Annotated in this window: 20 protein-coding genes; 7 read left to right on the forward strand and 13 right to left on the reverse strand. The window is 36.2% G+C overall.

Annotation, left to right across the window (positions count from 1 at the left end; all coding sequences use genetic code 11):
• From J0M08_02935 to J0M08_02945, 3 genes are all read right to left on the reverse strand, one after another.
• On the reverse strand, positions 1–832 hold an 832-nt coding region (locus tag J0M08_02935; protein ID MBN8701990.1), incomplete at its 3' end, for a class II glutamine amidotransferase.
• Positions 833–844: 12 nt separating this feature from the next.
• Entirely contained in the window at positions 845–2,194 is a 1,350-nt protein-coding gene (locus J0M08_02940) for a DUF4270 domain-containing protein (protein ID MBN8701991.1), read from the reverse strand.
• Between the two features lie 10 nt (positions 2,195–2,204).
• Positions 2,205–3,032 (reverse strand): glycogen/starch synthase, encoded by an 828-nt coding sequence (locus tag J0M08_02945; GenBank protein MBN8701992.1) that lies wholly within the window; start codon positions 3,030–3,032, stop codon positions 2,205–2,207.
• 217 nt (positions 3,033–3,249) lie between these two features.
• Here J0M08_02945 and J0M08_02950 point away from each other — a divergent pair, with 217 nt between their 5' ends.
• On the forward strand, positions 3,250–4,089 hold the full coding sequence (locus J0M08_02950; GenBank protein ID MBN8701993.1) for a pantoate--beta-alanine ligase: 840 nt from the start codon (positions 3,250–3,252) through the stop codon (positions 4,087–4,089).
• Here the strand turns inward: J0M08_02950 and J0M08_02955 are convergent.
• The 7 genes from J0M08_02955 to mqnB all read right to left on the reverse strand — a co-directional run bounded on the left by J0M08_02955 (position 4,079) and on the right by mqnB (position 14,647).
• On the reverse strand, positions 4,079–5,719 hold the full coding sequence (locus J0M08_02955; protein MBN8701994.1) for an alkaline phosphatase family protein: 1,641 nt from the start codon (positions 5,717–5,719) through the stop codon (positions 4,079–4,081). The genes J0M08_02950 and J0M08_02955 overlap by 11 nt on opposite strands.
• A gap of 148 nt (positions 5,720–5,867) precedes the next feature.
• Positions 5,868–8,102 carry an endonuclease gene (locus tag J0M08_02960; protein ID MBN8701995.1) on the reverse strand — a complete coding sequence of 745 codons (2,235 nt, stop codon included), beginning with the start codon at positions 8,100–8,102 and terminating at the stop codon, positions 5,868–5,870.
• A gap of 42 nt (positions 8,103–8,144) precedes the next feature.
• Positions 8,145–10,913, reverse strand: a complete 2,769-nt coding sequence (locus J0M08_02965) for a TonB-dependent receptor (protein MBN8701996.1) — start codon at positions 10,911–10,913, stop codon at positions 8,145–8,147.
• Positions 10,914–10,947: 34 nt separating this feature from the next.
• Positions 10,948–11,865 (reverse strand): lamin tail domain-containing protein, encoded by a 918-nt coding sequence (locus tag J0M08_02970; protein MBN8701997.1) that lies wholly within the window; start codon positions 11,863–11,865, stop codon positions 10,948–10,950.
• Positions 11,866–12,172: 307 nt separating this feature from the next.
• Positions 12,173–13,138, reverse strand: coding sequence for an ADP-glyceromanno-heptose 6-epimerase (gene rfaD / locus J0M08_02975; protein MBN8701998.1), 966 nt, complete (start codon positions 13,136–13,138; stop codon positions 12,173–12,175).
• A 10-nt stretch (positions 13,139–13,148) separates the two neighbouring features.
• Positions 13,149–13,976: a 1,4-dihydroxy-6-naphthoate synthase gene (locus J0M08_02980; protein MBN8701999.1), complete on the reverse strand. Its 828-nt coding sequence runs from the start codon at positions 13,974–13,976 to the stop codon at positions 13,149–13,151.
• A gap of 11 nt (positions 13,977–13,987) precedes the next feature.
• Positions 13,988–14,647, reverse strand: a complete 660-nt coding sequence (gene mqnB / locus J0M08_02985; GenBank protein ID MBN8702000.1) for a futalosine hydrolase — start codon at positions 14,645–14,647, stop codon at positions 13,988–13,990.
• Positions 14,648–14,787: 140 nt separating this feature from the next.
• Here mqnB and J0M08_02990 point away from each other — a divergent pair, with 140 nt between their 5' ends.
• The 4 genes from J0M08_02990 (at position 14,788) to J0M08_03005 (ending at position 17,494) form a co-directional block, all read left to right on the forward strand.
• On the forward strand, positions 14,788–15,198 hold the full coding sequence (locus tag J0M08_02990; GenBank protein MBN8702001.1) for a 6-carboxytetrahydropterin synthase: 411 nt from the start codon (positions 14,788–14,790) through the stop codon (positions 15,196–15,198).
• A gap of 84 nt (positions 15,199–15,282) precedes the next feature.
• Positions 15,283–15,882: a GTP cyclohydrolase I FolE gene (gene folE / locus J0M08_02995; GenBank protein MBN8702002.1), complete on the forward strand. Its 600-nt coding sequence runs from the start codon at positions 15,283–15,285 to the stop codon at positions 15,880–15,882.
• A gap of 32 nt (positions 15,883–15,914) precedes the next feature.
• Positions 15,915–16,805, forward strand: a complete 891-nt coding sequence (gene fabD / locus J0M08_03000; protein ID MBN8702003.1) for an ACP S-malonyltransferase — start codon at positions 15,915–15,917, stop codon at positions 16,803–16,805.
• 62 nt (positions 16,806–16,867) lie between these two features.
• Positions 16,868–17,494 carry an outer membrane beta-barrel protein gene (locus J0M08_03005; GenBank protein ID MBN8702004.1) on the forward strand — a complete coding sequence of 209 codons (627 nt, stop codon included), beginning with the start codon at positions 16,868–16,870 and terminating at the stop codon, positions 17,492–17,494.
• 25 nt (positions 17,495–17,519) lie between these two features.
• On the opposite strand, the gene J0M08_03010 is transcribed toward J0M08_03005, so the two are convergent.
• The 3 genes from J0M08_03010 to J0M08_03020 form a co-directional block, all read right to left on the reverse strand.
• Positions 17,520–18,191 (reverse strand): CoA pyrophosphatase, encoded by a 672-nt coding sequence (locus J0M08_03010; GenBank protein ID MBN8702005.1) that lies wholly within the window; start codon positions 18,189–18,191, stop codon positions 17,520–17,522.
• 108 nt (positions 18,192–18,299) lie between these two features.
• Positions 18,300–19,526: a GTPase HflX gene (gene hflX, locus J0M08_03015; protein ID MBN8702006.1), complete on the reverse strand. Its 1,227-nt coding sequence runs from the start codon at positions 19,524–19,526 to the stop codon at positions 18,300–18,302.
• 15 nt (positions 19,527–19,541) lie between these two features.
• Positions 19,542–20,216 (reverse strand): cytochrome c, encoded by a 675-nt coding sequence (locus tag J0M08_03020; protein MBN8702007.1) that lies wholly within the window; start codon positions 20,214–20,216, stop codon positions 19,542–19,544.
• A gap of 254 nt (positions 20,217–20,470) precedes the next feature.
• On the opposite strand from J0M08_03020, the gene J0M08_03025 reads away from it, so the two are divergent.
• Positions 20,471–23,518 carry an amidohydrolase family protein gene (locus J0M08_03025; GenBank protein ID MBN8702008.1) on the forward strand — a complete coding sequence of 1,016 codons (3,048 nt, stop codon included), beginning with the start codon at positions 20,471–20,473 and terminating at the stop codon, positions 23,516–23,518.
• A 25-nt stretch (positions 23,519–23,543) separates the two neighbouring features.
• The gene (locus tag J0M08_03030) at positions 23,544–24,863 is read left to right on the forward strand and encodes an amidohydrolase family protein (GenBank protein MBN8702009.1); all 1,320 of its coding nucleotides are present in this window, start codon (positions 23,544–23,546) and stop codon (positions 24,861–24,863) included.
• The last annotated feature ends 131 nt before the right edge of the window (positions 24,864–24,994 follow it).

The following is a 24,994-nucleotide window of genomic DNA, read 5'->3' on the forward strand; positions in this document are numbered from 1 at the left end:
GCTGAGAGCTCAATCTCCCTCTCATGCTATCTTTAATAGAACGGGGCTGCTCGTATATCTCCTTTAACATAAAGTGAGGAAAGCCACCCTTTTCTATGGCTTCGAGTTGTACTTCTAACTCATGTACATAAGGTGTTTTTACTTTATTCTTTATGGTTCTTATTTTCAAATCTCCATTTCTCGGAATTAATGCTATTTCCTCGTCTTCTAAATAAACCACATTCTTTGTGTACTCCACAATTGGCGTAGCATCTGAGGCAACAAAAAATTCGCTTTCCCCTACTCCAATAACCAAAGGACTTCCTTTTTTTGCAGCAATTAATTCGTTTGCATTGTCTTTTGCCATTACTACAATAGCGTAAGCTCCAACAACCTCATTCAAGGCAATCCTAACGGCTTCAAACAAACTCAAATTTTCTTTTGCTTGAATATCTTCTATTAAATGAATTAACACTTCTGTATCGGTGTCGCTTAAAAAAGTGTGTCCTCGTTTTTTTAATTCCTCTTTGATGGTTGCATAATTCTCAATTATTCCATTGTGAATCATAACCATATTCTTGCTTTCTGAATAATGCGGATGCGCATTCACGTCATTGGGTTCGCCATGCGTGGCCCAACGTGTATGCCCTATCCCGATAGTTCCGGAAATATCTTTTTTCACACAAAATGCTTCCAAATCTGCAACCTTCCCTTTGCATTTAAAAACATTTAATGTTTTGTTTAATAAGGCTATGCCTGCACTGTCATAACCTCTGTATTCAAGTCTATGCAAGCCTTTTATCAATATTGGGTATGCTTCCTTTTTTCCTATGTATGCTACAATTCCGCACATGGTTTTAACTATTTATTTTAATTCTGTAAAAGTTAGTATCAATTTCAATTTATAATTCGCATTAGTGCCACCACCGATAACCACTCTATTTACAGTAGATTCCGGTAGTTGTGGCGTAAAAACATATCCATAATCTCGCACAGTTGGATTATCCAACAAAAATTGAATGTGCCTTGTAATATTAAATCTATATTCTTTTTGTGAAGACAAATACAATCCTGTAAGCGAACTGCCTATAAAGTATTCTTGATCTATCATAGCAAATTTCTGACCTATAGAGTCTGCCACGAAAATATTTAATTTTCTAGGTGGTCGATTGGCAAAGGAAGGATCTAATTTCACAATTAATTCCGCTTTGTTTATGGCCAAATTTGTTGTATTAACAAGATTTCTTAGATAAGGCTGTCTGATTCGAACTCTTAAGCCAGAACCGGCTTGTATGTAACACAAATTTTGTCCAAGTGTAGAATCGCTTAATTGATTAAGAATTGCAGTGGAAGAATAATCATTCTCAAAATGATTTACTCTGGCACATGTTTTTGCATCAAACGGCAAATTAAACAAGAGGGAATCTTGTGTATCGTTATGATAATACAGCATTATTCTTGTGGTGGAACTGTTTGTAAAAAAGCTCATGACAGCACCATTTCCGGAAGATGGATTATCCGATGTTTTAATTTGCAACCCTTTGAAAAAGTTGAAAAAGGCTGCGGTATCAGACATCTGCGAAGAATTTCCAAGAAAATTTTGTCCGAATGTATTGCTCAATTTAACGCGCAAATGTGGTGCTTCTTTGGCAGTACTCCACCACCCTGCTATACTATCCAACGGCTTGGGCGAAAAGGTAGTTGCGTTTGCTAAATCGGTTGAGTTTACTGCAAAATTTTGATTAGAATAATATGTTTGATTCGCATAAATACGTTGCTGCAATTCATACACCTGCAGCGTGTGTTGAGCAGAAAGATTGCCTAAAATTGCGGTATCGTAAGTAAGACAGAGTACCGCTGAATCAAGTACCGGATTTGTACCAAAATCGGGATTTGCTCCGGCATATTGAAATTGAATTGCAAATGAGGCTTTACTTGTCCCAAAGGCAGGGTCGTTATAAACGCCTAATAAATTGTAGGGAACAGAACTACTGCTTATAGAATCTAATTTTTCTGTGTACGTTATTAGTGTTGTTGTATCAACTATGGCAACATTTAATTGATCGCCCTCCGGTTGAACATCCAATCCCAAAATACTTGATTCGTCTTTACAAGAAGCAAAAGCTATTACCAATAAGAAATAAAAAAACTTAGCCCCGAAAATACGGGGCAAGTTTTTTTTATCAGAATACACAATACGTTTATTATAAATCATAAATACTCAACTACGCCAAAACAGGCTCTGCTTCTAATATTTCAGAATAAAAATCATTGTATGCATCTACATAAGTATCGGTATCATGAAAATCCAACACCGGCTTTCCGCATTTTTTCAAATACTTTTCTACTTCCGGATTTATTTTTTGACTACCTCTTACTACTCCATCAGCCCACTCAATAGCATGTTTGGTAACATTCAAGAATGATGGGGCTTCCAATGTTTTAACATCTTTCTTATCTACACCATCAAACAATACTTTTTTAGCATGGTCCTTATGTAGAGATGTTGTGAAATCATCGTCATATACCGAATAGATAATTTTTGTATCGGCAAACAACGGATTATCACGGAACGATTTTTTAATATACAACGGCACCAATCCAGTAAACCAACCGTGGCAATGGATAATGTCTGGAGACCATCCAAGCTTTTTAACGGTTTCAATCACCCCTCTGCAAAAAAAGATAGAACGTTCATCATTATCCGGAAAAGCAGCGCCTTTCTTGTCGGTTAGCGTAGCTTTACGCCCAAAATAATCATCATTATCTATGAAATAAACTTGCATTCGGGCGGCTTGTATAGAGGCTACTTTAATAATTAACGGATGATCCATGTCGTTTATTACTAAATTCATCCCGGATAAGCGAATTACTTCGTGTAATTGATTTCTTCGCTCATTTACCAAACCATATCTAGGCATAAATGCACGAATCTCTCGCCCTTTTTCCTGAATACCTTGAGGCAAATAACGAGAAATTGTTCCCATCGGGGTTGAATCCAAATACGGGGTAATTTCTTGCGATACAAATAAAACTCTAGCCTTTTTTTTCATGTATGATTTTTTTTTACTTAATTACAGTGTTAATTTGACAGAAAAGACAAAGGAATTGATTTGAGGTAAAATGTATTTTGGTGTAGATGTTTTTGTTCCCTATCATATCAGATAAATCCCTCAAAATTTTACACAAAGATAGTTATTTTTTCGGTGAAATTCAAGTTTATTAATGCCAATAGTATGCAATGCGCTGATAATGAATTAAATAGACGAAATGCAGGTTTTTGATAAAAAAATAGCCATTCAGGCCTATATTGAACAGCTTAAAAAAAGCGGCAACACGGTTGGCTTTGTCCCAACCATGGGTGCATTGCACAAGGGACACATATCTTTAATTGAAGCTGCTAAAAAAGAATGCGACATTGTAGTAAGCAGTATATTTGTAAACCCTACCCAATTTAACGACAAGAACGATTATACACGGTATCCAAGAACTGTTGATAATGATTTACGCATGTTGGAATTGGCCGGATGCTCTATCGTATTTACACCTACTGAACAAGAAATGTATCCGGAAAAAGATATTCGTTTTTTTGATTTAGCAGGACTAGACACCCGAATGGAAGGCGCTCACAGACCTGGACATTTTAACGGTGTAGCACAAATTGTAACAAAGCTTTTTGAAACTGTATTGCCCGACAAAGCTTTTTTTGGGGAAAAAGATTTTCAACAATTGGCGATTATCAAACATATTACAAAGCAAGCCAACTTACCAATTCAAATTATAGGCTGCCCAACACTGCGTGAAACGGACGGCTTGGCCATGAGCTCTCGAAACACATTGCTTACACAACAAGAGAGAGCACTTGCTCCAAAAATTTACCAAGTGCTTACTCAACTAAAAAAAGACATCAATACATTTACACTACAAGAATTATGCGCGAGAGCCTTGCAAGAATTAAGTGCAGAGCCTCTTTTTAGTCCGGAATATTTAGAGGTTGTTGATAGCGAAACACTACTACCTGTTTTTTCGAAAGAAAAAAACAAACGTGTGGTGGTTTGTACTGCAGTAAAACTAGGCAATGTACGCCTTATAGATAATATTATTTTATAACTCCGGTTATCACTTTTCCTGTACATCCATTTGGATAAGGGATGTTCAAAATATTGGAAAGTGTTGGTGCTATATCCGTAATATTTACAGCTTCATTTGTACTGCCTGATTTTATTGCTCCTCCGTACCAAATTAAAGGAACGTGTGTATCGTAATTATAAGCAGAACCATGTGTAGTACCGGTATGTTGGTATTCCGTCCATCCGGGATTAAACGTGATAATCATATCACCGGATCGTTGTGCATTAAATCCATTTTGAATTTTTTTTGTGATGCCATCCGTAAAACTGGTTGTAAGTATCGTTTTTGCAGTAATTACCGATGCTACACCATCCATTGAATAGGCAATAGATGCAATAGTTTCGTACACTTTTTCAATATCAATATTCTTGGCTTTTATTTTTGCATTATCTAAATACACTTGTTGATTTATGTATTCGAGTAATAATGTATCGCCAAACTTTTGTAGCAGTGCAGATGTAACTTGTTTCGCAAAAGCCTTGTCATCGAAGTATCCTGCAGGTATCTTGTTGTCGATTAGATAAGCAGGAACATCAACAGCACCGTGATCGGCTGTTAAAAAAATAAGTGCGTTTTGTTTACCTACCCACATATCAATAAATTTCAAAAACTCTGCAATGTCTCTATCTAAGCGTAAATAACAGTCTTCCAACTCAATAGATTGTGGACCAAAAGTATGGCCAATATAATCGGTAGAAGAGAAACTAAGTGTTAAAAAATCTGTATTGGTCGATTTACCAAGCTGTTCTGCTTTAATAGCTTCTATCGCAAAATCCTTTGTGAGTGAATTTCCAAATGGTGTAGTGCGAATAATTTTAACCCCCTTGTCTTTATAAAGCGCTGGTAAATCATATGGGAACACCGGTTTCACGCCCGACTTTAAAGAACCTTCGTACAAATTATCATCGGCTGCGCTCTCCGTGTATTGCTCAATTGGCAATAACGTTGTCCACGGCTTGTTTAGATACTTTTCATATACTTTATTCTCATTAAAGGTTTGTGTCCATTTTGGCAACTCGCTTCGGTAGTAAGAGCTGGTAATCCAATTGCCTGCATCCAAATCAAACCAGTAGGCGGCATCTGCCATGTGCCCCGCTGGCATTATTGCACCTCTATCTTTAAGTGCAATACCAATTACCTTCGATTTCTTGTTGGTATGTAATTTAAGTTGGTCGCAAACGCTTGTAGAGAGCATGTTTCGTGGCGACATCTGTCCTGCTTTGGTAGTGCTGCCAACCGTTGATTGAGATTTATCTTCTGCGCAATAAATAGTTGTTCCTGTTTTGCGGTTATACCAATCGTTAGCAATAATACCATGAATTAAAGGTGTTGTACCGGTAAAAATTGATGCATGCCCAGGACCTGTGTAAGTTGGAACATAATTGTAATTGGTATTCTTACAAAAAAAACCTTCGTTTACCAAACGCCTAAATCCGCCTTGCTGGTATTTATCCCAAAAGCGATAGATGTAATCGTAACGCATTTGATCTACTACAATGCCAACAACCAATTTCGGTGCAGTATTCTTTGTAGGTTGAACGGGTTGTTTTTGCTGAGCGAAAATGGTTAGTGTACATAATACACTAAAGAGTAAACCTGATTTTTTCATATCGAAAAACACACCCCTTTCCCGATAGCTATCGGGACCCTTCTCAAGAGGGGAAAACACGCACAAGGACTTTTTATTATTTTTCATACATCTATATTTTAACAAAAAAGCCCCGCAAGTGCGAGGCTTTTTTTTATTCACTTATTTTTTATTCAATAATTAGTTTTTGAGTTGCCTGTATGTTTCCATTATCTACTTTAACAACATATACCCCTTTGGATGCATTAGACAAATCAATTGCTTGAGTCATATTAGTCGATTTGTCAATCTGAGTACTCCAAATAATTCTACCGGAAATATCAGAAACGCTTATCTGCATATTCTCCTTTATACCCAATGCAACAAATGTAAACTTACCATCTTGAGATGGATTTGGATACAACATAAAATCAACTGCATTTTCTTGCTCTACTATGCTGTTCCATGTATTACATGGTAAAGAGGGAGAAGAAATTTTTGTCATCGTATAAAAATCAATATAACAAGCAAAATGAACACTATCAATAAATGGATTTCTATTTCCTTGCAATGAATCTAAATAATCATTTCTTGAAATTTCCCAAGAATCTGGTAAATCTTGGTAGTGCCACTTTTTCAACACATCTTGATTTTGACCATAAGGAATTGTACCGCTTATTGGATTTGGGAACTTCCAGTTATTGCCACTTACACCGTTGTAGCAAACAGCCATATACATCAACGCTCTTGCAGCATCACCTTTGTGGGAGTCTTTTGGTTCAAAAACTTTTTTTCCATAAACATCAAACCCAAGCTTACAGCCTTTAAAGGTAGAAAGCGGAGTTCCAACAACCTCCCCTAAAGGATAGTTTAGCCGTATTTGATTTGCATTGGTAAATTCTGTAGGAAACAAGTGATGTTGGTCGTTGTATTCAGGAAGCTCTACCGGTTGATCTGCCGGGTTAGTAGGCATCCAGTTGTGGCAATACGTATGTTCACGGCTATAATCAGAGGTTGTCCAACTAAACGGTGGAGTATAAACATACACATCTCCGCTATACACACAAGTAACATATTTTTGACCATTTGCAGTATCCTGCGCTTCAAAATTATTTAATATTGTTGGTGCATAATTACCATAAAAATAAGAAGTGTGTGGGTTGATCACAGAACTTAATGTTGTAAGGAAATTCGCATTTGAAACAGATACCCCATTGTAATAATTTGCATTTACCATTGTCTTAGCAACGGAAGTGGTAGCATTTTGAAGCGGAGAGGCACTGTACTTGGTATAAGAACTTCCTCCATTAAAGGCATAAACTGCAAAGTGATAATTTGTGTTTGCAAGTGTATTCTTTAAATAAAATGCGGAATCTAAACCTACGTAACACACTTTAGATACTCCTACATTATCCCCTACTCCATAATTAGCACCGTCTGTAGGAACATCAGTAACAGCAGAACCTTTTTTCACTAAAACTATATACCCTGCATCAGGCTTTGGATTTGAGTGATTAAACTTTGCTTTTATTCTGTATGACTTATTATCTACTACCGTAAAAGCTGCAGGAGATGTTGGTTGTGATGCGAAATTACCACCAATACCATACAAATAAACAACATAGCTACTTTCATCAGCATCGTTATTTGAAATAGTTAATGTTGCCAATCGTGTACCGGAAACAGGAGGAGTAAAATCAATATTTATTGTTCCTGTTGATAATGCTGTAACAGCAGATGGTGCGCTTGTAATAGTAAAATCACTCTGATTAGTTCCGCTAATAGCTGTGGAGGAAATAGACAAAGTAGTAGCTGTTCCCAAATTTTCTACTAGTAATGCATGCGGCATTGTCATACCCACCATTCCCGGCAAATAAATAGTTGAGCCATTGGCTACTTTTAAGTTGTTGTATTTTACATTTATTTCTTGCGCTGGTGTAGCAGGCGCAATTGCTAAATTAATGTCATCTATTCCTATATTATGTCCAGAAACTTTATTAACAAAAATAAAACGGATATATCTACTTGCGCTATTAGGATTGTCTGTATAAAGCGTATATGCACTTGTTGATGGGGCAGTATGCGAACGAAGCACTGTCCAACTTGTACCATTTACGGATTCCTCTACATTAAAAGTTCCTTGAAAAGCACCACTCGTATTGTTTCCTTTTAATTGGTAGGTAAGTGCACCGGGAGCATCTGAAAAATAAACCTGTAAATACTCCCCTGTATTATCGAACTTAGCCGCAAATGGCGCTGACGGAACACTTTGTGTATAAGGATTGTTAGCAACAACACCTTGCTCAGACCAACCTGTAGGTAATGTGAAGTTTGTAAAATTCCACGAAGTTGGCAAGGTGGTTTGTGCTATTACTGCCATTGCTGAGCAACCGAACAATAAAATACTTTTTATCTTTTTTATCATAATCTATTTCTATATACTTTCTGCTAATTACTTGATCCTATTTTAGTAGGTAATTTTCAATCCAATGTTAAATCTTCTGCCTTGTCCCATAAACACTTGGGCTGTGTAAGCATTAAACCCTAAACCATTTTGCGCATCGGATATAAATTCTGTATTCAACACATTAAATACTCCTCCATTTAAATCAAACTTTAATTTCCAATATTTAAACCCGTATCCAAAGTTAACATCTACCAAGCCATACGCAGGCATTTGCCATGACTCACGATTTGCATTACCACTTTGAACGGTAAGTGTTGTTGGGTCGAAATTAGAAAAATTTTTATCGAAGTAGGTGTATTTAGCTTTAATGTATAGAGCTTTAATAGGCTCGTAACGTACGCTACCTGCATACTGAATTTGAGCTGCATCACCTACATGTACTCCCTTTGCTTTAAACTCAACAGAATCAACAATTATATTATTATCGTCTGACACGAAAACTTTTTTCTCGGTGTCTGTAATCCAATCGCCTATAGATATGGCTCCTTCAACATCAATTTTACTTGTTATTTTATAAATTCCATCCAACTCCAATCCCTTATGTATAGCAGTTAAGCCATTTATATTATAAGAAAAAGTACCATCAGGAGTAGATACAGTAGGAGTGTTTTGTTGGGGCTTATTTTCCCAATGAGTCATGTATGCATTAAAGTTAATTGAAACTTTTTGGTGTCTATAACCATAACCAAATTCTAACGCTTTTACTTTTTGGTTTTCAACATCCAAGAATAATTTATTGTTATTGTCAAACACATTGTTAAAACGTGGAGCCATTTCTAAGTACCCAATATTAGCAAATACGTTGTGATGATCGTTTATGTTGTAATTGCTTCCTCCTTTTATCGTATAACCTAAATACCAAACCCTGTCTGTAGTTGCAGCTCGAGCTTCTGCAGAATGATTATAATAAACCTTGTCTTTATAAACAATACTATCATTAGCACCTAACACTTCCTTAAAGGTGGTATCTGATAATACCAAATCTTTTTTCTTAAAATAATCTATACGTTGGTATCCTGTTTGTGAGCCAGTAAGTGTTAAAAAAGCACTCCATTTGTTTTTTGTATATTCTAGCTGAACAAATGTACCACCCCAAATAACTATACCATCGTTATGATAAGTAATTTTATCTCCCTTTCTTTTCATTGCAGCTTCTAAATCGGTTGGTTTTTGATTTTTATTGCTATTGTCTCTGTAATAATCGCCACCTAATAAATCATAAACTTCTTGGTAGTGCATGCCTCGGTAATAACGAGCATCAAGCCCTCCGGTAAAAGTAAAAGCCGTATCAATGGTCCATATTGCAGTAGAAAGTAAACCTATCCAGTAATGGTTGTTTATAGAGCTTCTAATTATGCGCGATGATTTATTTTCTGTGGTACTATACAATGCATCAATCGCAGTAGAATTTTGGTCATATACTTTTTGCATATCCCAAGCACCGGTATTACTATCACGTGGTGCTCCAGATGTTGTATTATAGCCTGTTCCACCACCTTTACCAACTGACAAATAAGCAATATTTGATAAATACAACTTAGGAGTTACATTCCAAGAATGCGAAAGATTGAATTGGGGTTTATGGAAATAATTCATTCGTTCGCTTACATATTCTCCATTTACAATTCCCCAATTAGGGTTAAATGTAGCACCTCTATTGCCTTGTGTAGGAGTTGTATATTTATTTGAATCGAATCTGTAAACAGAATCTATTTGAGCATCGGTCATGCCGGCTTTCTTAGCATATTCTTTACTTAGTATCGGAATTGGCATTTTAAAAGAACGCTGTCCGTGGCTCTGCGGAGCACCTATGGCACTAGCACTTAACAAATGATTCCCTAATCTTTTTTGAATTTTTATGAAATAAGACCATTGATCATTCCATGTTTGATCTGCCCATCCATCACCTGTAGTTCTTGCTCCTGCTGCAGTAATTCCCCAACCACCTTTAAGTAAGCCTGAATTAAAAGAAAGGGATGTTTTCAGCATCTTATTATTCCCAACTTCTTGTTTTAAAATAATTGCTCTTTTTTGGTCAATACCCCTAGTCATTACATTGATGGTACCACCAACAGAAGCTACTGCTAATTTAGATGCTCCTAAACCTCTTTGTACTTGCATGTTTTGCGTTACATCGGAAAGTCCTGCCCAATTGGACCAATACACCCAACCGTTTTCCATATCATTAACCGGAACACCATCAATCATAACAGCTACGTTTCGTTGGTCAAACCCTCGAATAGTAATACGCGCATCGCCTGCACCTCCACCCTGCTCTGTAGCATAAGCTCCGGGGGTTGAATTTAGCACCATAGGTAAATCTCTATTACCAAGTTCCTCTTGAATTTTTTGTGCAGATACGTTAGAAAACGCAACGGGAGTTTCGCGCATTTTTGCCACATCGGCTACAACCTCTAACTCTTTGGTAGTATATACTTGTGGTTGAAGTGAAAAGTTAAACGTTAAGGGCTTATCTGAGATTTTAATTTTTTGCTTTATTGGATTATATCCAATAGAAGTGATAGTAAGTGTGTATTCGCCTTTGTCTAATTTTAGAGAATAATTTCCGTTGATATCGGTAATGGTGCCCTTTCCATCGGCAACGGTAACATTGGCTCCGATGATGGTTTCACCGGTTTCAGGATCTTTGATAGTTCCTTTAACTTCTCCTTTACCTTCATTACCCTCCTGTGCAGGAAGGGTAATGAAGCAAAGAATTGTAAAAATTGTAAGGAATAAAAATCGTACTTGAATAGCTGCTTTATTCATGGGTTATAAAAGTTAAGTAGCTAGTTGTGTAGCACTATTGCTTAGCTACTTTCACTAACTTGTTATTTACTGAACTATCTGCAAATTTTACATTTACAAAATAAAGTCCTTTAGGTAAATTAGAGTTTAATTCTACTTGAACTTTAGATGAATTATCTGCAACAGAAACAACATTAACTAAACTTCCTAAAGCATCGTATACTTCAATTGACTTAATGTCAGAAGATGCAACGATATTAACTTTTGAGGCAGTAGGGTTAGGATATACAGATACTTTTGCAGTAGATGTAATTTCGCTAAGACCTGTGTTACCACAGCTACAAACGTGGCCTTTTAATTGAGACCAAGTATCTCTTGGAAGAGTGTCCCATTGTGCAAATGCATTAAATGCAGTAGGATTAGTAGTTACACCTGTTGTAACCGAAGACTTTCTGATCATAGTTTGATCTTTAGTTAAATAAGCACCAGTTCCTGTGTTATAAGGAAAAACATCATCCCAACCTCCACCAGTAGGTTGTTCTCCTATTTTACCAACAATATCAATAATTTTGTACGGAGAAATTTTCACCAACAACATAGCATCATCGCCATTAAAATACAACGGATCTGGGTATGCATTTCCTAATTTATCTGCTAATGCTTGCAAAATTGGGCTGCATGCCGGAGAACTAGTTTGGCTAGTAGTTTGACCATTGGCTGCTACATAAACACTATGAGCACCAAGAGTTCCAGATAAATCTAAACTATCAGCACCAACAGATTGTCCATTTGAATATCTTACAATTCTATAATTGGCCATATTTACCGAACCTGAAGTCGGATTATATATTTCCATTGCCTTGCTATTCCCAGAACCTTCTACATATTCCGAAAAAAATAATTCATCACATTGAGCAAAAGCTGCAGTGCTCAATCCTGCTAATACTACTAAAGAAAGTAATTTACGCTTCATAGTTGTTTTTTTTAAGTTTTTAATTTTTTGTAAAGCGTGGCAAAGATAGCTTATAAAAGCAACATAAAACAAGTAGTATGTTATCAAATTTTTAAATGATTGCCCACGAAATGTTGAAATCTTTTTATTCCTTAATAATGAGCGAGTTAAATGAAAGTGAATTGGAAATTATGAATTAGAAATGTTGAATTGGATAGCGTGTGGTGGAGGAAATTAAGAATTAAGAATGAAGGATTAAAAACTAAGGATTGAGACTGAAGGATTTAAGAACTGTTCGGATTACAGAACCAAACTGGGTTAATCTAATCTAATAGTACTTGTTAGGAAGTAAATAATTTTGCACATAGTCTTGTACACCATCCTCTAATACCGTGAAGGATTTGGTGTAACCAATAGACTTCAGCTTACTCATATTGGCTTCGGTAAAATATTGATATTTATCGCGTATATCAACAGGAGTGTCAATAAAATCAATTACTTCGGGCTTGCTTAATGCCTTGAAAGTGTTTTTTGTTAAATCTAAAAAAGTCCGAGCCTTACCACTGCCTAAATTATAAATTCCGGAATCTTTTCTGTGGTGAAACAAAAAATAACACACCTCCACTACATCTTTTACATACACAAAATCTCGCAACTGCTCTCCATCTTTATAGTTTGGATTATGCGACTTGAACAGTTTCATGCTGCCAGTTTTCTGAATTTGATGATATGCATGGAATATAACGGAAGCCATTCTTCCTTTATGATACTCGTTGGGACCATACACATTGAAAAATTTTAACCCTGCCCAAAAGTAAGGTTGCTTGGCTTGTTTAACAGCCCACTTATCAAAATCATTTTTAGAATCTCCATACGGATTCAAAGGTTTTAACTTCTCAATAATTGTATGATTATCTTCATACCCAAACTCTCCTAAACCGTAGGTTGCCGCAGAAGACGCATAAACTAATGGAAGGCCATATTCACAACATTTATCCCAAACAGCTTTGGTGTAATTCAAATTCAGTTTATCGAAAATATCTTTATTGAATTCAGTAGTATCTGTGCGGGCCCCAATATGAAATACAAACTGAATGAATTTATGATTAGCTTCTATCCATGAAACAAAACTATCGCGTTCTATTCTTTTTGATATTCTCTTCCCTTCTAGATTAGGGAGTTTCATCTCAGATGAAAAATCATCTACTGCAACAATGTCAAAATATCCCTCTTGATTTAATTTACTAATTAAACAACTTCCTATAAAACCTGCAGCGCCTGTTACAACTATCATAATTATCTATTTACAAAAAAATTGATTGATTAAAGTTAGTGATAATTCTTTTTTCAATTGCCTTATCAAAAAGAGTTTGCACAGCGCGCTTACCATCAATACCTAAATCAACAGAATACTTATTTACATACAAATCTATGTGCTTCTGTATAACAGACTCATCCATCTCTTGCGCATGCTTCTTTACATATTCTCTACTAGCACTTGGATTTGCAAAGGCATACTCAACACTTTTACGTATTAATCTATCTATTTTAAGTTGAATCGATTTTTCTATTTTTCTATTAACCACAATACCTCCTAACGGGATTGCACTACCCGTAAGCGTTTCCCAATATTCTCCTAAGTCAATTATTTTTACAAGGCCTTTCTGTTCGTAGGTAAATCTATTTTCGTGTATAATAACACCTGCGGCTACCTTGCCAGACAAAACAGCATTTTCAATATCAGAAAACAGCATTTCTGTTTTGTTTTTTGCATCAGGATAGGCTAATGAAAACAGTAAGTTGGCAGTAGTATATTTTCCGGGAATAGCAACTGTCATTTCTTCAACTTTAAACTTTAAATTTTGAGCTTGCGTAATTAATAACGGTCCACAGCCAAAACCTAGTGCGCTACCGGAGTTTAGTAATGCATACCTATCTACCAAATGCATATATGCATGGTAGCTTAATTTAGAAATATCGAGTTCGCCTTGAAAAGCCTTGGTATTCAAAGACTCTACATCTTCCATTACGACATCAAACTCCAATCCTTCTAAATCAATCTTACCATTTACCAAGGCATCAAAAATAAAACAATCATTGGGGCAAGGGCTAAAGCCTAATGTATATCGCACGTATCGGTAGTTTAAAGTGAGTGGATTATATTTAGTAACTCTTCATTCAAATTTTTTATAGCCAAAAGAATATTCCATTTACTTCTATCTCTTCTCTCCACATAGTTAGAAATACTTCGTATTTGAAAATAAGGTGTAGCTTGATTTTCCATAGCATACATAAAAGCTGCTCCTTCCATAGTCTCTACATCAGACTTTATCCTACTTTCAATTTTTGAAATAGATGTATCGTTTCCATGCACAGTATTTACTGTAATTCCGGAAACCTTTCTTAAAGAACGAATGATTTCGTTTTTACTTTCCAATATGTTTTCGAATTTATTTTTTCCGGGCAAATTCAATTCTTCAAATTTCAAAAATTTATCTCCATCTTCTGCTCCTAGTTCATAAATACAATCGGTTGTAACATTTACGACTTCACCTATTGACAGTTGCTTGTTTATCGCACCACAAATACCAACATTCAAAATTAAATCGTATATATTATTTTGCAAACGCCTGCCTAGTTCGAATGCTGTGGCGACCATGCCTACAGAGGTTATGAGTATGTCTACAATGCATTTCTCACTAGAAAATCTAGATACATTATTTGTGTCTATAGAAATAAACTTCAACCGAGAAACCAAAATTTCAACCTCCGATTTGGTGGCAGCAACAATAAGCAGTTTCAAATAAAGATGTTTTAATTTTTTACACTATACGTTTAAGCCTTGCTGTTTTTCTCTTTGCAGAAACACGACTATTTGACAACATAAAAGTATCGATTAAAGTTATAATTCTTAAATCTACTTTAAATTATTTATCTTAAAGCATGATTTACATTACACGAAAAGAACATTTTAATGCTGCCCACAAACTTTCCAACCCCAATTGGAGCGAAGAAAAAAACGTAGAGGTTTTTGGAGGATGTTCCAATCCTAATTGGCATGGACATAATTACAATTTGTTTGTTACCGTTAAAGGAGAAATAAACCCGGAAACAGGCTATATTATTAATCTTAAAGACTTAAGTAGCTTAATAAAGGAACATATTTTAAAAAAAATTGATCATAAAAACTTGAATTTGGATGTCGATTTTTTGAAAGGAAAAATGACATCAACCGAAGTACTGGCAATGGAAATATGGAATCAATTAAATGAAAAAATACAAAAGCTAGGCGCACAACTACATTGCATAAAGCTGTATGAAACAGAAAATAATTATGTAGAATATTATGGATAATGCTAAATTTTTAATGTTGAATGTTTAATAGTAAAAAACTTTAAACTTTCAAACTTTCAAACTTTACAACTATAGACTAATTGCATGAGTAACTATAAAAAAACAGAAGAGTACAATAAAGAGAATACTGAAAAAATTTCAGAATACTATAAAGATATTATTCTAAAAACCGGTGAAGACCCTACTAGGGAAGGTCTTTTAAAAACACCCGAACGTGCTGCAAAAGCAATTCAATATTTAACCCAAGGATATGATTTAAATCCAAAAGAAATTTTAAAATCAGCTTTATTTAAAGACGACTACAAACAAATGGTGATTGTAAAAGATATTGAATTATATTCTTTGTGCGAACACCATTTATTGCCTTTCTTTGGGAAAGCTCATATAGCCTACATTCCCAACGGGCACATTGTGGGCTTAAGCAAAATACCGCGCGTAGTAGATGCTTTTGCACGCAGACTGCAGGTACAAGAACGTATGACACATGATATACGTGATTGTATTCAAGAAACATTGAATCCGCTTGGGGTAGCGGTTGTAATTGAAGCAGCACATCTATGTATGCAAATGCGTGGAGTACAAAAACAAAATTCTGTTACTACTACATCGGCTTTTACAGGCGAGTTTTTGAAAGATACTACTCGTAAGGAGTTTATCAGTTTAATTTCATCGAAACTACACTAAGAACTATACACCAATTACTAACTACTTATTTTATGAACGCATACATTTTTCCAGGACAAGGCTCACAATTTCCAGGTATGGGAAAGGAGCTTTACGAAACAAACTCGTTAGCCAAAGAATTATTTGAAAAAGCTAATTCTATTTTAGGATTTAGAATTACCGATATCATGTTCAATGGAACCGAAGAAGAATTAAAACAAACAAAAGTTACACAGCCTGCCATATTCTTGCATTCGGTGGTGTTGGCAAAAGTTGCAGGAGACAAATTTAAACCAGATATGGTAGCAGGACACTCGCTGGGAGAATTTTCTGCTTTAGTAGCAAACAATTGCCTGTCGTTTGAAGACGCGTTAGTACTGGTTTCTAAACGTGCATTGGCAATGCAAAAAGCATGCGAAGCGCAACCATCCTCCATGGCCGCTATATTAAATTTAGACGATAAAATTGTTGAATCTATTTGTGCAGAAATTACTGCCGGAGGAAATATTGTAGTTGCAGCAAATTACAATTGCCCCGGACAACTTGTTATTTCAGGCTCTGTAGAAGGCATAACTATTGCTTGCGAAAAATTAAAGGCAGCTGGTGCAAAAAGAGCACTGGTATTGCCTGTTGGCGGAGCATTTCACTCTCCTTTAATGGATCCTGCCAAACAAGAACTTGCAGCTGCAATACATGCTACTACATTTAATACTCCTATTTGTCCGGTGTATCAAAATGTAACAGCCAATGCAGTGAGTAATCCGGATGAAATAAAAACAAATTTAATTGCACAACTAACAGCACCTGTGCGCTGGACGCAATCGGTGCAACAAATGATTTCAGACGGAGCTGCTAATTTTTACGAAGTGGGTCCAGGCAAAGTATTACAAGGATTGGTGAAGAAAATTAATAACACTGCAAGCGCAGAAAGCATTTCAATTTGAAGATGAGAAAAAACACAAAATATCGCACATTCATTTCCCCTCTCGAGAGGGGACTAAGGGGTGTGTTCCTAGTTTTAATTACACACTTTACCTTATCAACTAATGCCCAATTCGTTCGTGGAATAGGCATTATGGGAGGAGTAACATTTGCCAAACATAAATTCGAATTCAAAAACCCGGATGCTATAGAAAAGAAGAAATTTGTTTTCGGTTTTAATGGAGAACTATTCGGAGAATTTGGAAGAGGTGAATACATCCGCTGGCAATCGGAATTTCAATACAACCAAAAAGGCAGCAAAGACAAAACAGACAGCACCACGTATAAAAATAAATTAGCATACGTATGTTGGAATAACTATTTAAAAATTCGTTACGAGCTGTTTGGTGGAATCCCTTATTTGCTTATTGGCCCACGAATTGAATATAAATTATCAGAAGCAATGCAATCACCAACTGTAGTAAGCAGCTTCAAAAACTTCCAATTCAGTCCATCGTTTGGTGCAGGGTGGGAGTTTGTTACGTACTCCAACATAAAACCAATTGTAGAAGTGCATTACAATCCGGACATGTATTTAAATGCTTACAAAACAACTCCCCTTGACATTAAAAACAGAGCTTGGGAAATTCGTGTTGGTCTGAAATACTTGCTAGGAAACGCAAGTGAGGATTGCCCTCCGGTGTATAGATAACAATTAGATTTCTGGTAGACTTTACCTACATGCGCTGAAAAACATCTTCAACCTCTCGAAGAATCATTGCTGTAGCTCCCCAAACTATCTTGTTTTGTATTTTATAACAAGGAACCTCTCCGATTAAATCAGGTGTAAGCCTTACTTTTTCCATTGCTTTTAAACCGGCATTTAGCAATTCATTTCTAACGGATACATATAGCACATCTTCAACTTCTTGGGCAAAAGGGGTTACGGGAGGTCTGCTACTACAAAAAAACAGAAATGGATATACCATAAAATTGCTGACCGGAATGTAGAGCTTGCTCAACTCCCCTATAAAATCAAGCGATTCCAGCCCAATGCCAATTTCCTCATTTACTTCACGCACCGCAGTATGATAAAGTGATTCATCCACCGACTCCTTCTTTCCACCGGGGAATGCAATTTGATTGCTATGATGACCGTTGTAGCTGGGACGCTGTATCAAGATAATCTCTAAATCATTTCCTGCAGGATATACAATAACTCCAACAGCACTAGCTTGTGGATTAAAAGTTGGTTGCTGCAAATAATGATTTAAGGGCTTACGTATAAAAGGTGCCATTTCTAATTGAACTTCTTCTCCAGGAAGAGCAACAGACACGAGATGTTTTAATGCATTCACCTTATAAATAAAATCATTTGTCATAAGAAAAGACAATACTACGTAAAACATCTTTAATCTGAAACATGCCGCCAGTGTACTTTTTCAAAAGTGAGCATTGTATATTTCGGCCCTACACAAACTTATAGCATTGATGCCAAAAAACAGAGGGAACAACTCCTAGTACAAGAAATTATTGAACGGATATATTTTTGTGTGAATCTCCTTGGCGGTGTTATACAACAATTCACGCAACTCTTCGATATTACTTTTTTCTGTAGCCGAAATAAAAATACATGGGGAATTCAACTTACTCATCCATGATTTTTTCAAATCCACCAAAGACATGTTTTTCTTTGTTGCAGGTGTTAAATCATCATTTTCTTTTTCAATAAATGTATAGGCATCAATCTTATTGAATACAAGTATTATTGGCTTATCGAACGCTTTTATATCTATCAATGTTTGGTTCACTACCTTTATATGATCTTCAAATCCAGGGTTAGAAATATCAACCACATGTATTAATATATCTGCCTCTCGAACCTCATCCAACGTAGATTTAAATGACTCTACTAATTGAGTAGGCAACTTGCGAATAAAACCTACGGTATCTGAAAGCAGGAAAGGTAAATTGTGCAATACCATTTTTCGCACAGTGGTATCTAGTGTTGCGAACAATTTATTCTCGGCAAACACTTCTGATTTTGTAAGCAAATTCATAATGGTTGACTTACCCGCATTGGTATATCCAACCAGCGCAACCCTTACCAACTCGCCTCTATTTTTGCGCTGCGTAGCCATTTGCTTATCAATCACAACTAATTTTTCTTTTAGTTGGGCTATTTTATCTCGCACAATTCGTCTGTCGGTTTCAATCTCTTTTTCTCCTGCACCTTTCATTCCAATACCACCTTTTACACGGTCCAAGTGTGTCCACAAACCTGTTAATCTTGGTAGCAAATACTGGTATTGTGCTAACTCCACTTGGGTTTTAGCATGCGCAGTTCTTGCTCTCGATGCAAAAATGTCGAGTATCAACGAGTTTCTATCTAAAATTTTACACTTAAATTCTTTCTCTAAATTTCGCTGTTGTGAGGGAGATAGCTCATCGTCAAATATGGCTAAATCTACTTTGTGCTCGGCAATAAACTGTTCTATCTGCGCTACTTTTCCGGAGCCAATAAATGTTCTTGGGTCTGGCTTCTCCATGCGTTGCATGAAACGTTTCAGTGTTTTTGCCCCGGCCGTTTCGGACAAAAAGGAAAGCTCATCTAAATACTCATTAACTTTTTCTTCGTCTTGCTCTTTGTTTAAAAGACCAATAAGAACTGCGGTTTCTTGTTTCTTAGCAGTATCGTACAAGCCATTCTCAGCATTCTTTTTCCCATCCTCTCCTTTGCTCATTTTCTTTTTTTTAGATTATTTGTGCTCTTTCAATACTTCATCAACATATGTTCCCACGGCATCAATTTCATCTGCCGTAAGTATAGCCCCAAATGGAGCCATTGCACCTTTTCCGTTTGTTACGATTTCTTTTATGGCATTTTTATCAAGTGCAGTAACTGTTAAATCTTTTGCACCTGCGGCACCAAGCTTTCCATTTGCACCATGACACACAATACAATTAGACATAAACACTGTCTTTCCATCAATAGGTGCCACTTCTGCTACAACAGTATTGACAGTATCTACATTGTTGGCAATGGTGGTATCAACTGCCGATTGCTGCATTGATTTAAGAGCTGATTTTTTATGCATCTCTGCCAACCCATAGCTCATCACTATCATAATAAGAGAAAGCAGAGCCAACGCCTTATTTGATTTCTTAAAGCCAATTATAGCAACCGGGATAGATGCCAACACCAAACATACTTTCACAATCAATAGAGTTGTAATAACAGGTATTTGTGTAATCATATAAATACCGGTCAACAAAAACAATGTACTAATAATCATTTCGGGCACTTTAGCCACCTTCGTTATTTTATCGAGCAAGGTTTTGTTGTTGGTTAAAAGTAAAATGGTTTTTACTAAGTACAAGCCTAAAAATAAGAGTACTGCTACTTTGTGTGTTTGATAAAGGATTGTGTACATATAAATTTATTATTAATTTTTTTTGAATTTATTATTTCTTCTACGCTTGATTTTTTTCAGGGATACTGTTTTTTTACACCATCCAAAACTATATGATAATTAACTCCTATGTAATTAAAAATCATGGTGTCAAATATACTAGTAGAATTGTCCATTTCAAAACAATAACTACAATACGCAAGTTTCTTCTCGCCTATTTGAGGTGCTAAGTATTCTAAAAATTCAATACTTTTACCAAAAATAGTTAAGTATCCATGAAACGCATTCTTATTGCATTATTCTTTGCAACGTGTATTTTGTACAGCTCCACAGCACAAGAAACTTTTCACATAAATGGCATTTACGAAAAAGCAACTAGTTATTATGCTTTCGCCAACGCCACTATTCATGTGGATTATAACGCAGAATTAAAAAACGCCATTCTCCTTATAAAAGAAGGGAAGATTATTGACGTTGGCGAAAAAATCACTATACCGAAAGATGCTATTGTAATTGACTTGAAAGGAAAACACATCTACCCATCTTTCATCGACTTATATTCCTCATACGGAATGCCAGAGATAAAGAAAAATACAGGAATGCCCACTCCACAATTAGAAACCGCTACCAGAGGGGCCTACAACTGGAATCAAGCTATTAAGCCGGAAACAGACGCGTATAAGCTTTACGCTAACGACACAAAAGCTGCGGAAGAGTTGCGCTCTTTGGGATTTGGAGCAGTTTTAACATCGCAAAAAGATGGCATAGCCAGAGGCTCGGCAACACTCGTATTAGTAGGAGATGAAAAAGAAAACAACAATATACTAAAAGACAAAGCTGCTGCTCTATATTCATTTAACAAAGGAACTTCTACACAAGATTACCCGCAATCGTTAATGGGGAGTATCGCACTACTAAGACAAACGTATTTAGATGCTGCATGGTACAAAAGCTTTCCTATAAAAAAAGAATATAATATTTCGTTGGATGCTTGGAATCAGCTTCAAACATTGCCACAAATTTTTGAAGTAGGCGACAAATTTTCGGCACTGCGTGCAGATAAAATTGCAGATGAATTCAACGTAAATTATATTATTAAAGGTGCTGGCAACGAATACCAACTGATAAATGCTATAAAAAATACAAATGCTAAATACATTGTTCCGCTTAATTTTCCGCAACCATATGATGTAGAAGACCCACTAGAAGCCAACAATTTATCACTAGCAGAAATGAAGCACTGGGAGCTAGCTCCTGCAAATGCTGCTTTTCTAGAAAAAAGCAATATTGATTTTGCTTTTACAATCGCTGATTTAAAAAGCAAACCTGACTTTTTTAAACAACTACAAAAAGCAATAAAGTGTGGGCTGTCAGAAAAAACTGCATTAAAAGCGCTTACACACACTCCGGCCCAACTTATAGGAATGAGTGGGAAGTTGGGGTGTATAAAAAAGGATGCCATTGCAAATTTTCTACTTACTTCACACACTATTTTCGACAAAGAAAATATACTTTTTCAAAATTGGATTCAAGGAAAGCCTTATATTTTGGCAGATATAAACAAGCCGGATATTAGAGGAGAATATCTACTTACCATTGAAAAACAAACAAACACACTTGTTATAGATGGAACTACTTCAAAACTAAACGGAAGCATTAAGCACACCACAGACACCACTAAACACATTGCTACCATTGCATTATCGGGCAATCAACTTACAATTCATTTTGAGACTGATTCCGGATTTATACGTTTAGCAGGTTATGCAGACTCAGCCCAAACCATGCAAGGGAAAGGACAATTGCCGAAAGGCGAATGGATTAGCTGGAAAGCAACGTTAGTAAAAAAACATATTCCCGAAAACAAGCCAGATTCAGTAGATACAAGCATTGCAGAGCTTGGAGAAATTTACTACCCATTTACTGCTTATGGCAAACCATTGCTGAAAGAGTCCCTAATTGAAAAAATAAAAACCAGATACGATGCCGTATTAATTAAAAATACAACCATTTGGACAAACGAATCGGAAGGCATTTTAAAAAACAAAGATGTATATATTGTGGCTGGTAAAATTGTGCGAATTGCAGATAACATTGATGCCAACAAAGGCGCATTTGCAAAAATTATTGATGGTACAGGGAAACATCTAACATCGGGAATTATTGATGAACACTCACATATAGCATTGGCTGGAGGTGTAAACGAAGGCACCCAAATATCAACAGCAGAAGTGAGAATGGGAGATGTAATTAACTCGGAAGACATAAATATTTACAGACAATTAGCGGGTGGTGTAACTACTTCGCAACTCTTGCATGGCTCAGCGAACCCAATTGGCGGACAGTCTGCATTGATAAAATTACGTTGGGGAAAAACTTCTGAAGAAATGAAATTTGAAAAAGCGGATGGTTTTATAAAATTTGCGTTAGGCGAAAATGTAAAACAATCCAATTGGGGCGACAATCAAGTAATTCGCTTCCCTCAAAGCCGAATGGGAGTTGAACAAGTTTATTACGATTATTTTTACAGAGCCAAGGAATACCAAGCAAAATGGGACGCTTATAACAAGTTGACTCCTAAAGAAAAAACAGCAAACCCGCAACCTAGAAGAGACCTTGACCTAGAAGCTGTTTCGGAAATACTACAAAATAAAAGATTTATTACTTGTCATTCCTACGTACAATCTGAAATAAATATGTTGATGCATGTAGCCGATTCTTTCGGGTTTAAAATAAATACGTTTACGCATATTTTAGAGGGCTACAAGATTGCGGACAAAATGAAAAAACATGGAGCCGGAGCCTCTACATTTGCCGACTGGTGGGCATATAAAATGGAGGTAACCGATGCAATACCTTACAATGCAGCTATCTTAAATAAAATGGGTATTGTAACTGCAATTAATTCTGATGATGCAGAAATGGCTCGCAGATTAAATCAAGAAGCTGCAAAAGCAGTTAAATATGGAAATGTAAGCGAAGAAGATGCTTGGAAAATGGTGACACTAAACCCTGCTAAACTTTTACATATTGACAACAAAGTAGGTAGCGTAAAGGTGGGCAAACATGCCGACTTAGTGCTTTGGTCTGACAATCCACTATCCATTTACGCCACAGTTGAAAAAACATTAATTGATGGACTAATTTATTTTGATAAAGAAGAGGATATAAAACTTCAAGAAGAAATAAAAAAAGAGCGGGCAAGAATCACAAAAAAAATGTTAGTTGAAAAGGCTGGCGGAGAGCCCACACAGAAAGCCACACAAAAAAAACAAAAATTATATCATTGCGACACGATAGAAGAAACAGCTACTGCCGAGTAATGACTAACATCTTAAAAAAACTACCATGCTAAAAAAAATCATATCTCTTTTGCTGCTAATTAGCACCTACTTTATAGGTACATTCAGCACTCATTCTTTGGCACAACAACCTATTCCGGCAAATGCACAAACAAAAAGTATTTTACTAGTTGGCGGCACAGCCCATATTGGCAACGGAACGGTACTAGAAAAATCTTTGATTGGATTTAAAAATGGGAAACTAGCAATGGTAAAGCCATTCACGACCGATTATAAAAATGAGGGGTACGAAGAAATTATTGATGTATCCGGGAAACATATTTATCCGGGGATTATTGCACCTAACTCTACCTTGGGTTTGGTTGAAATAGAATCGGTAAGAGCAACAAGAGATTTTTCGGATGCTATTTTATATGCACCCAATATTCGTGCACAAATTGCATACAACACCAATTCAAAAATAACACCAACCGTAAGAGCCAATGGGGTTTTAATTGCTCAGGTTGCACCACGCTCCGGTTATTTATCGGGCACATCTTGCATCATGGAACTAGACGGATGGAACTGGGAAGACGCTACATTAAAAGCTGATGACGGTATTCATTTAAACTGGCCAGCTTTTCAAAAAAACACCGGTTGGTGGGCAGAACCGGGCACACTAGAAAAAAACACGCTCTACACAAAGCAAACAACAGAAATAATTTCTTTTCTTGAGAACGCAAAAGCATATTGTGCTGCAACAGAACATCCTGAAAAAGATTTAAAATCCGAATCGTTAGCTAGAATTTTTAATGGCACACAATCGCTGTTTCTGCATGCAAATGGCACTAGGGAAATTACAGATGCTATTCTACAACTAAAAAAGTTAAACATCCCTAAAATTGTACTTATTGGAGGGAAAGACATTTCTCTTTCCATAGATATTCTAAAACAACACAACATTCCTGTAATTGTAAATAGGCTTCACGATTTGCCCGAAAAAACGGAAGATGATATAAACACGCTATACAAACTACCTGCATTATTAAAGCAACATGGAATTTTATTTTGCTTAAACAACGAAGGAGACATGGATGCAATGAATTTGCGGAACCTCCCGTTTCTAGCAGGAACTGCTGCCGCTTATGGACTTAGCAAAGAAGAGGCATTAAGTACTATTACTTCTAACGCGGCAAAAATATTAGGTATTGATACTTTAATTGGCTCACTAGAAATTGGGAAACACGCTACTCTCTTTGTTTCTGAAGGAGATGCATTGGATATGCGCACAAACAATGTTACACACGCATACATACAAGGAAAAAAAATAGATTTGAATACCGAACAAAAACAGTTATATAAAATCTATTCAGAAAAATTTAAATAGAGATATTCCTCCATTTATTGCAAACAGACCAACTACAATTGCACACAAGCGCCTGATTTTCCTATAATTAGTTTATCCTCTTGACTTGTAGCTATTCTTTTCTCTATATTCGCACCACTTTAAAAAAAGCA

The organism is Bacteroidota bacterium (assembly GCA_017303975.1).
In the GTDB taxonomy this organism is placed as follows: Bacteria; Bacteroidota; Bacteroidia; order JAFLBG01; family JAFLBG01; genus JAFLBG01.

Excerpts from the sequence above, each read along its gene's own strand:
- J0M08_02940 (MBN8701991.1), bottom strand. The coding sequence starts at position 2,194 with ATGATTTATAATAAACGTATTGTGTATTCTGATAAAAAAAACTTGCCC.
- J0M08_02945 (MBN8701992.1), bottom strand. The coding sequence starts at position 3,032 with ATGAAAAAAAAGGCTAGAGTTTTATTTGTATCGCAAGAAATTACCCCG.
- J0M08_02950 (MBN8701993.1), top strand. The coding sequence starts at position 3,250 with ATGCAGGTTTTTGATAAAAAAATAGCCATTCAGGCCTATATTGAACAG.
- J0M08_02955 (MBN8701994.1), bottom strand. The coding sequence starts at position 5,719 with ATGAAAAAATCAGGTTTACTCTTTAGTGTATTATGTACACTAACCATT.
- J0M08_02960 (MBN8701995.1), bottom strand. The coding sequence starts at position 8,102 with ATGATAAAAAAGATAAAAAGTATTTTATTGTTCGGTTGCTCAGCAATG.
- J0M08_02965 (MBN8701996.1), bottom strand. The coding sequence starts at position 10,913 with ATGAATAAAGCAGCTATTCAAGTACGATTTTTATTCCTTACAATTTTT.
- J0M08_02970 (MBN8701997.1), bottom strand. The coding sequence starts at position 11,865 with ATGAAGCGTAAATTACTTTCTTTAGTAGTATTAGCAGGATTGAGCACT.
- rfaD (MBN8701998.1), bottom strand. The coding sequence starts at position 13,138 with ATGATAGTTGTAACAGGCGCTGCAGGTTTTATAGGAAGTTGTTTAATT.
- J0M08_02990 (MBN8702001.1), top strand. The coding sequence starts at position 14,788 with ATGATTTACATTACACGAAAAGAACATTTTAATGCTGCCCACAAACTT.
- folE (MBN8702002.1), top strand. The coding sequence starts at position 15,283 with ATGAGTAACTATAAAAAAACAGAAGAGTACAATAAAGAGAATACTGAA.
- fabD (MBN8702003.1), top strand. The coding sequence starts at position 15,915 with ATGAACGCATACATTTTTCCAGGACAAGGCTCACAATTTCCAGGTATG.
- J0M08_03010 (MBN8702005.1), bottom strand. The coding sequence starts at position 18,191 with ATGTTTTACGTAGTATTGTCTTTTCTTATGACAAATGATTTTATTTAT.
- hflX (MBN8702006.1), bottom strand. The coding sequence starts at position 19,526 with ATGAGCAAAGGAGAGGATGGGAAAAAGAATGCTGAGAATGGCTTGTAC.
- J0M08_03020 (MBN8702007.1), bottom strand. The coding sequence starts at position 20,216 with ATGTACACAATCCTTTATCAAACACACAAAGTAGCAGTACTCTTATTT.
- J0M08_03025 (MBN8702008.1), top strand. The coding sequence starts at position 20,471 with ATGAAACGCATTCTTATTGCATTATTCTTTGCAACGTGTATTTTGTAC.
- J0M08_03030 (MBN8702009.1), top strand. The coding sequence starts at position 23,544 with ATGCTAAAAAAAATCATATCTCTTTTGCTGCTAATTAGCACCTACTTT.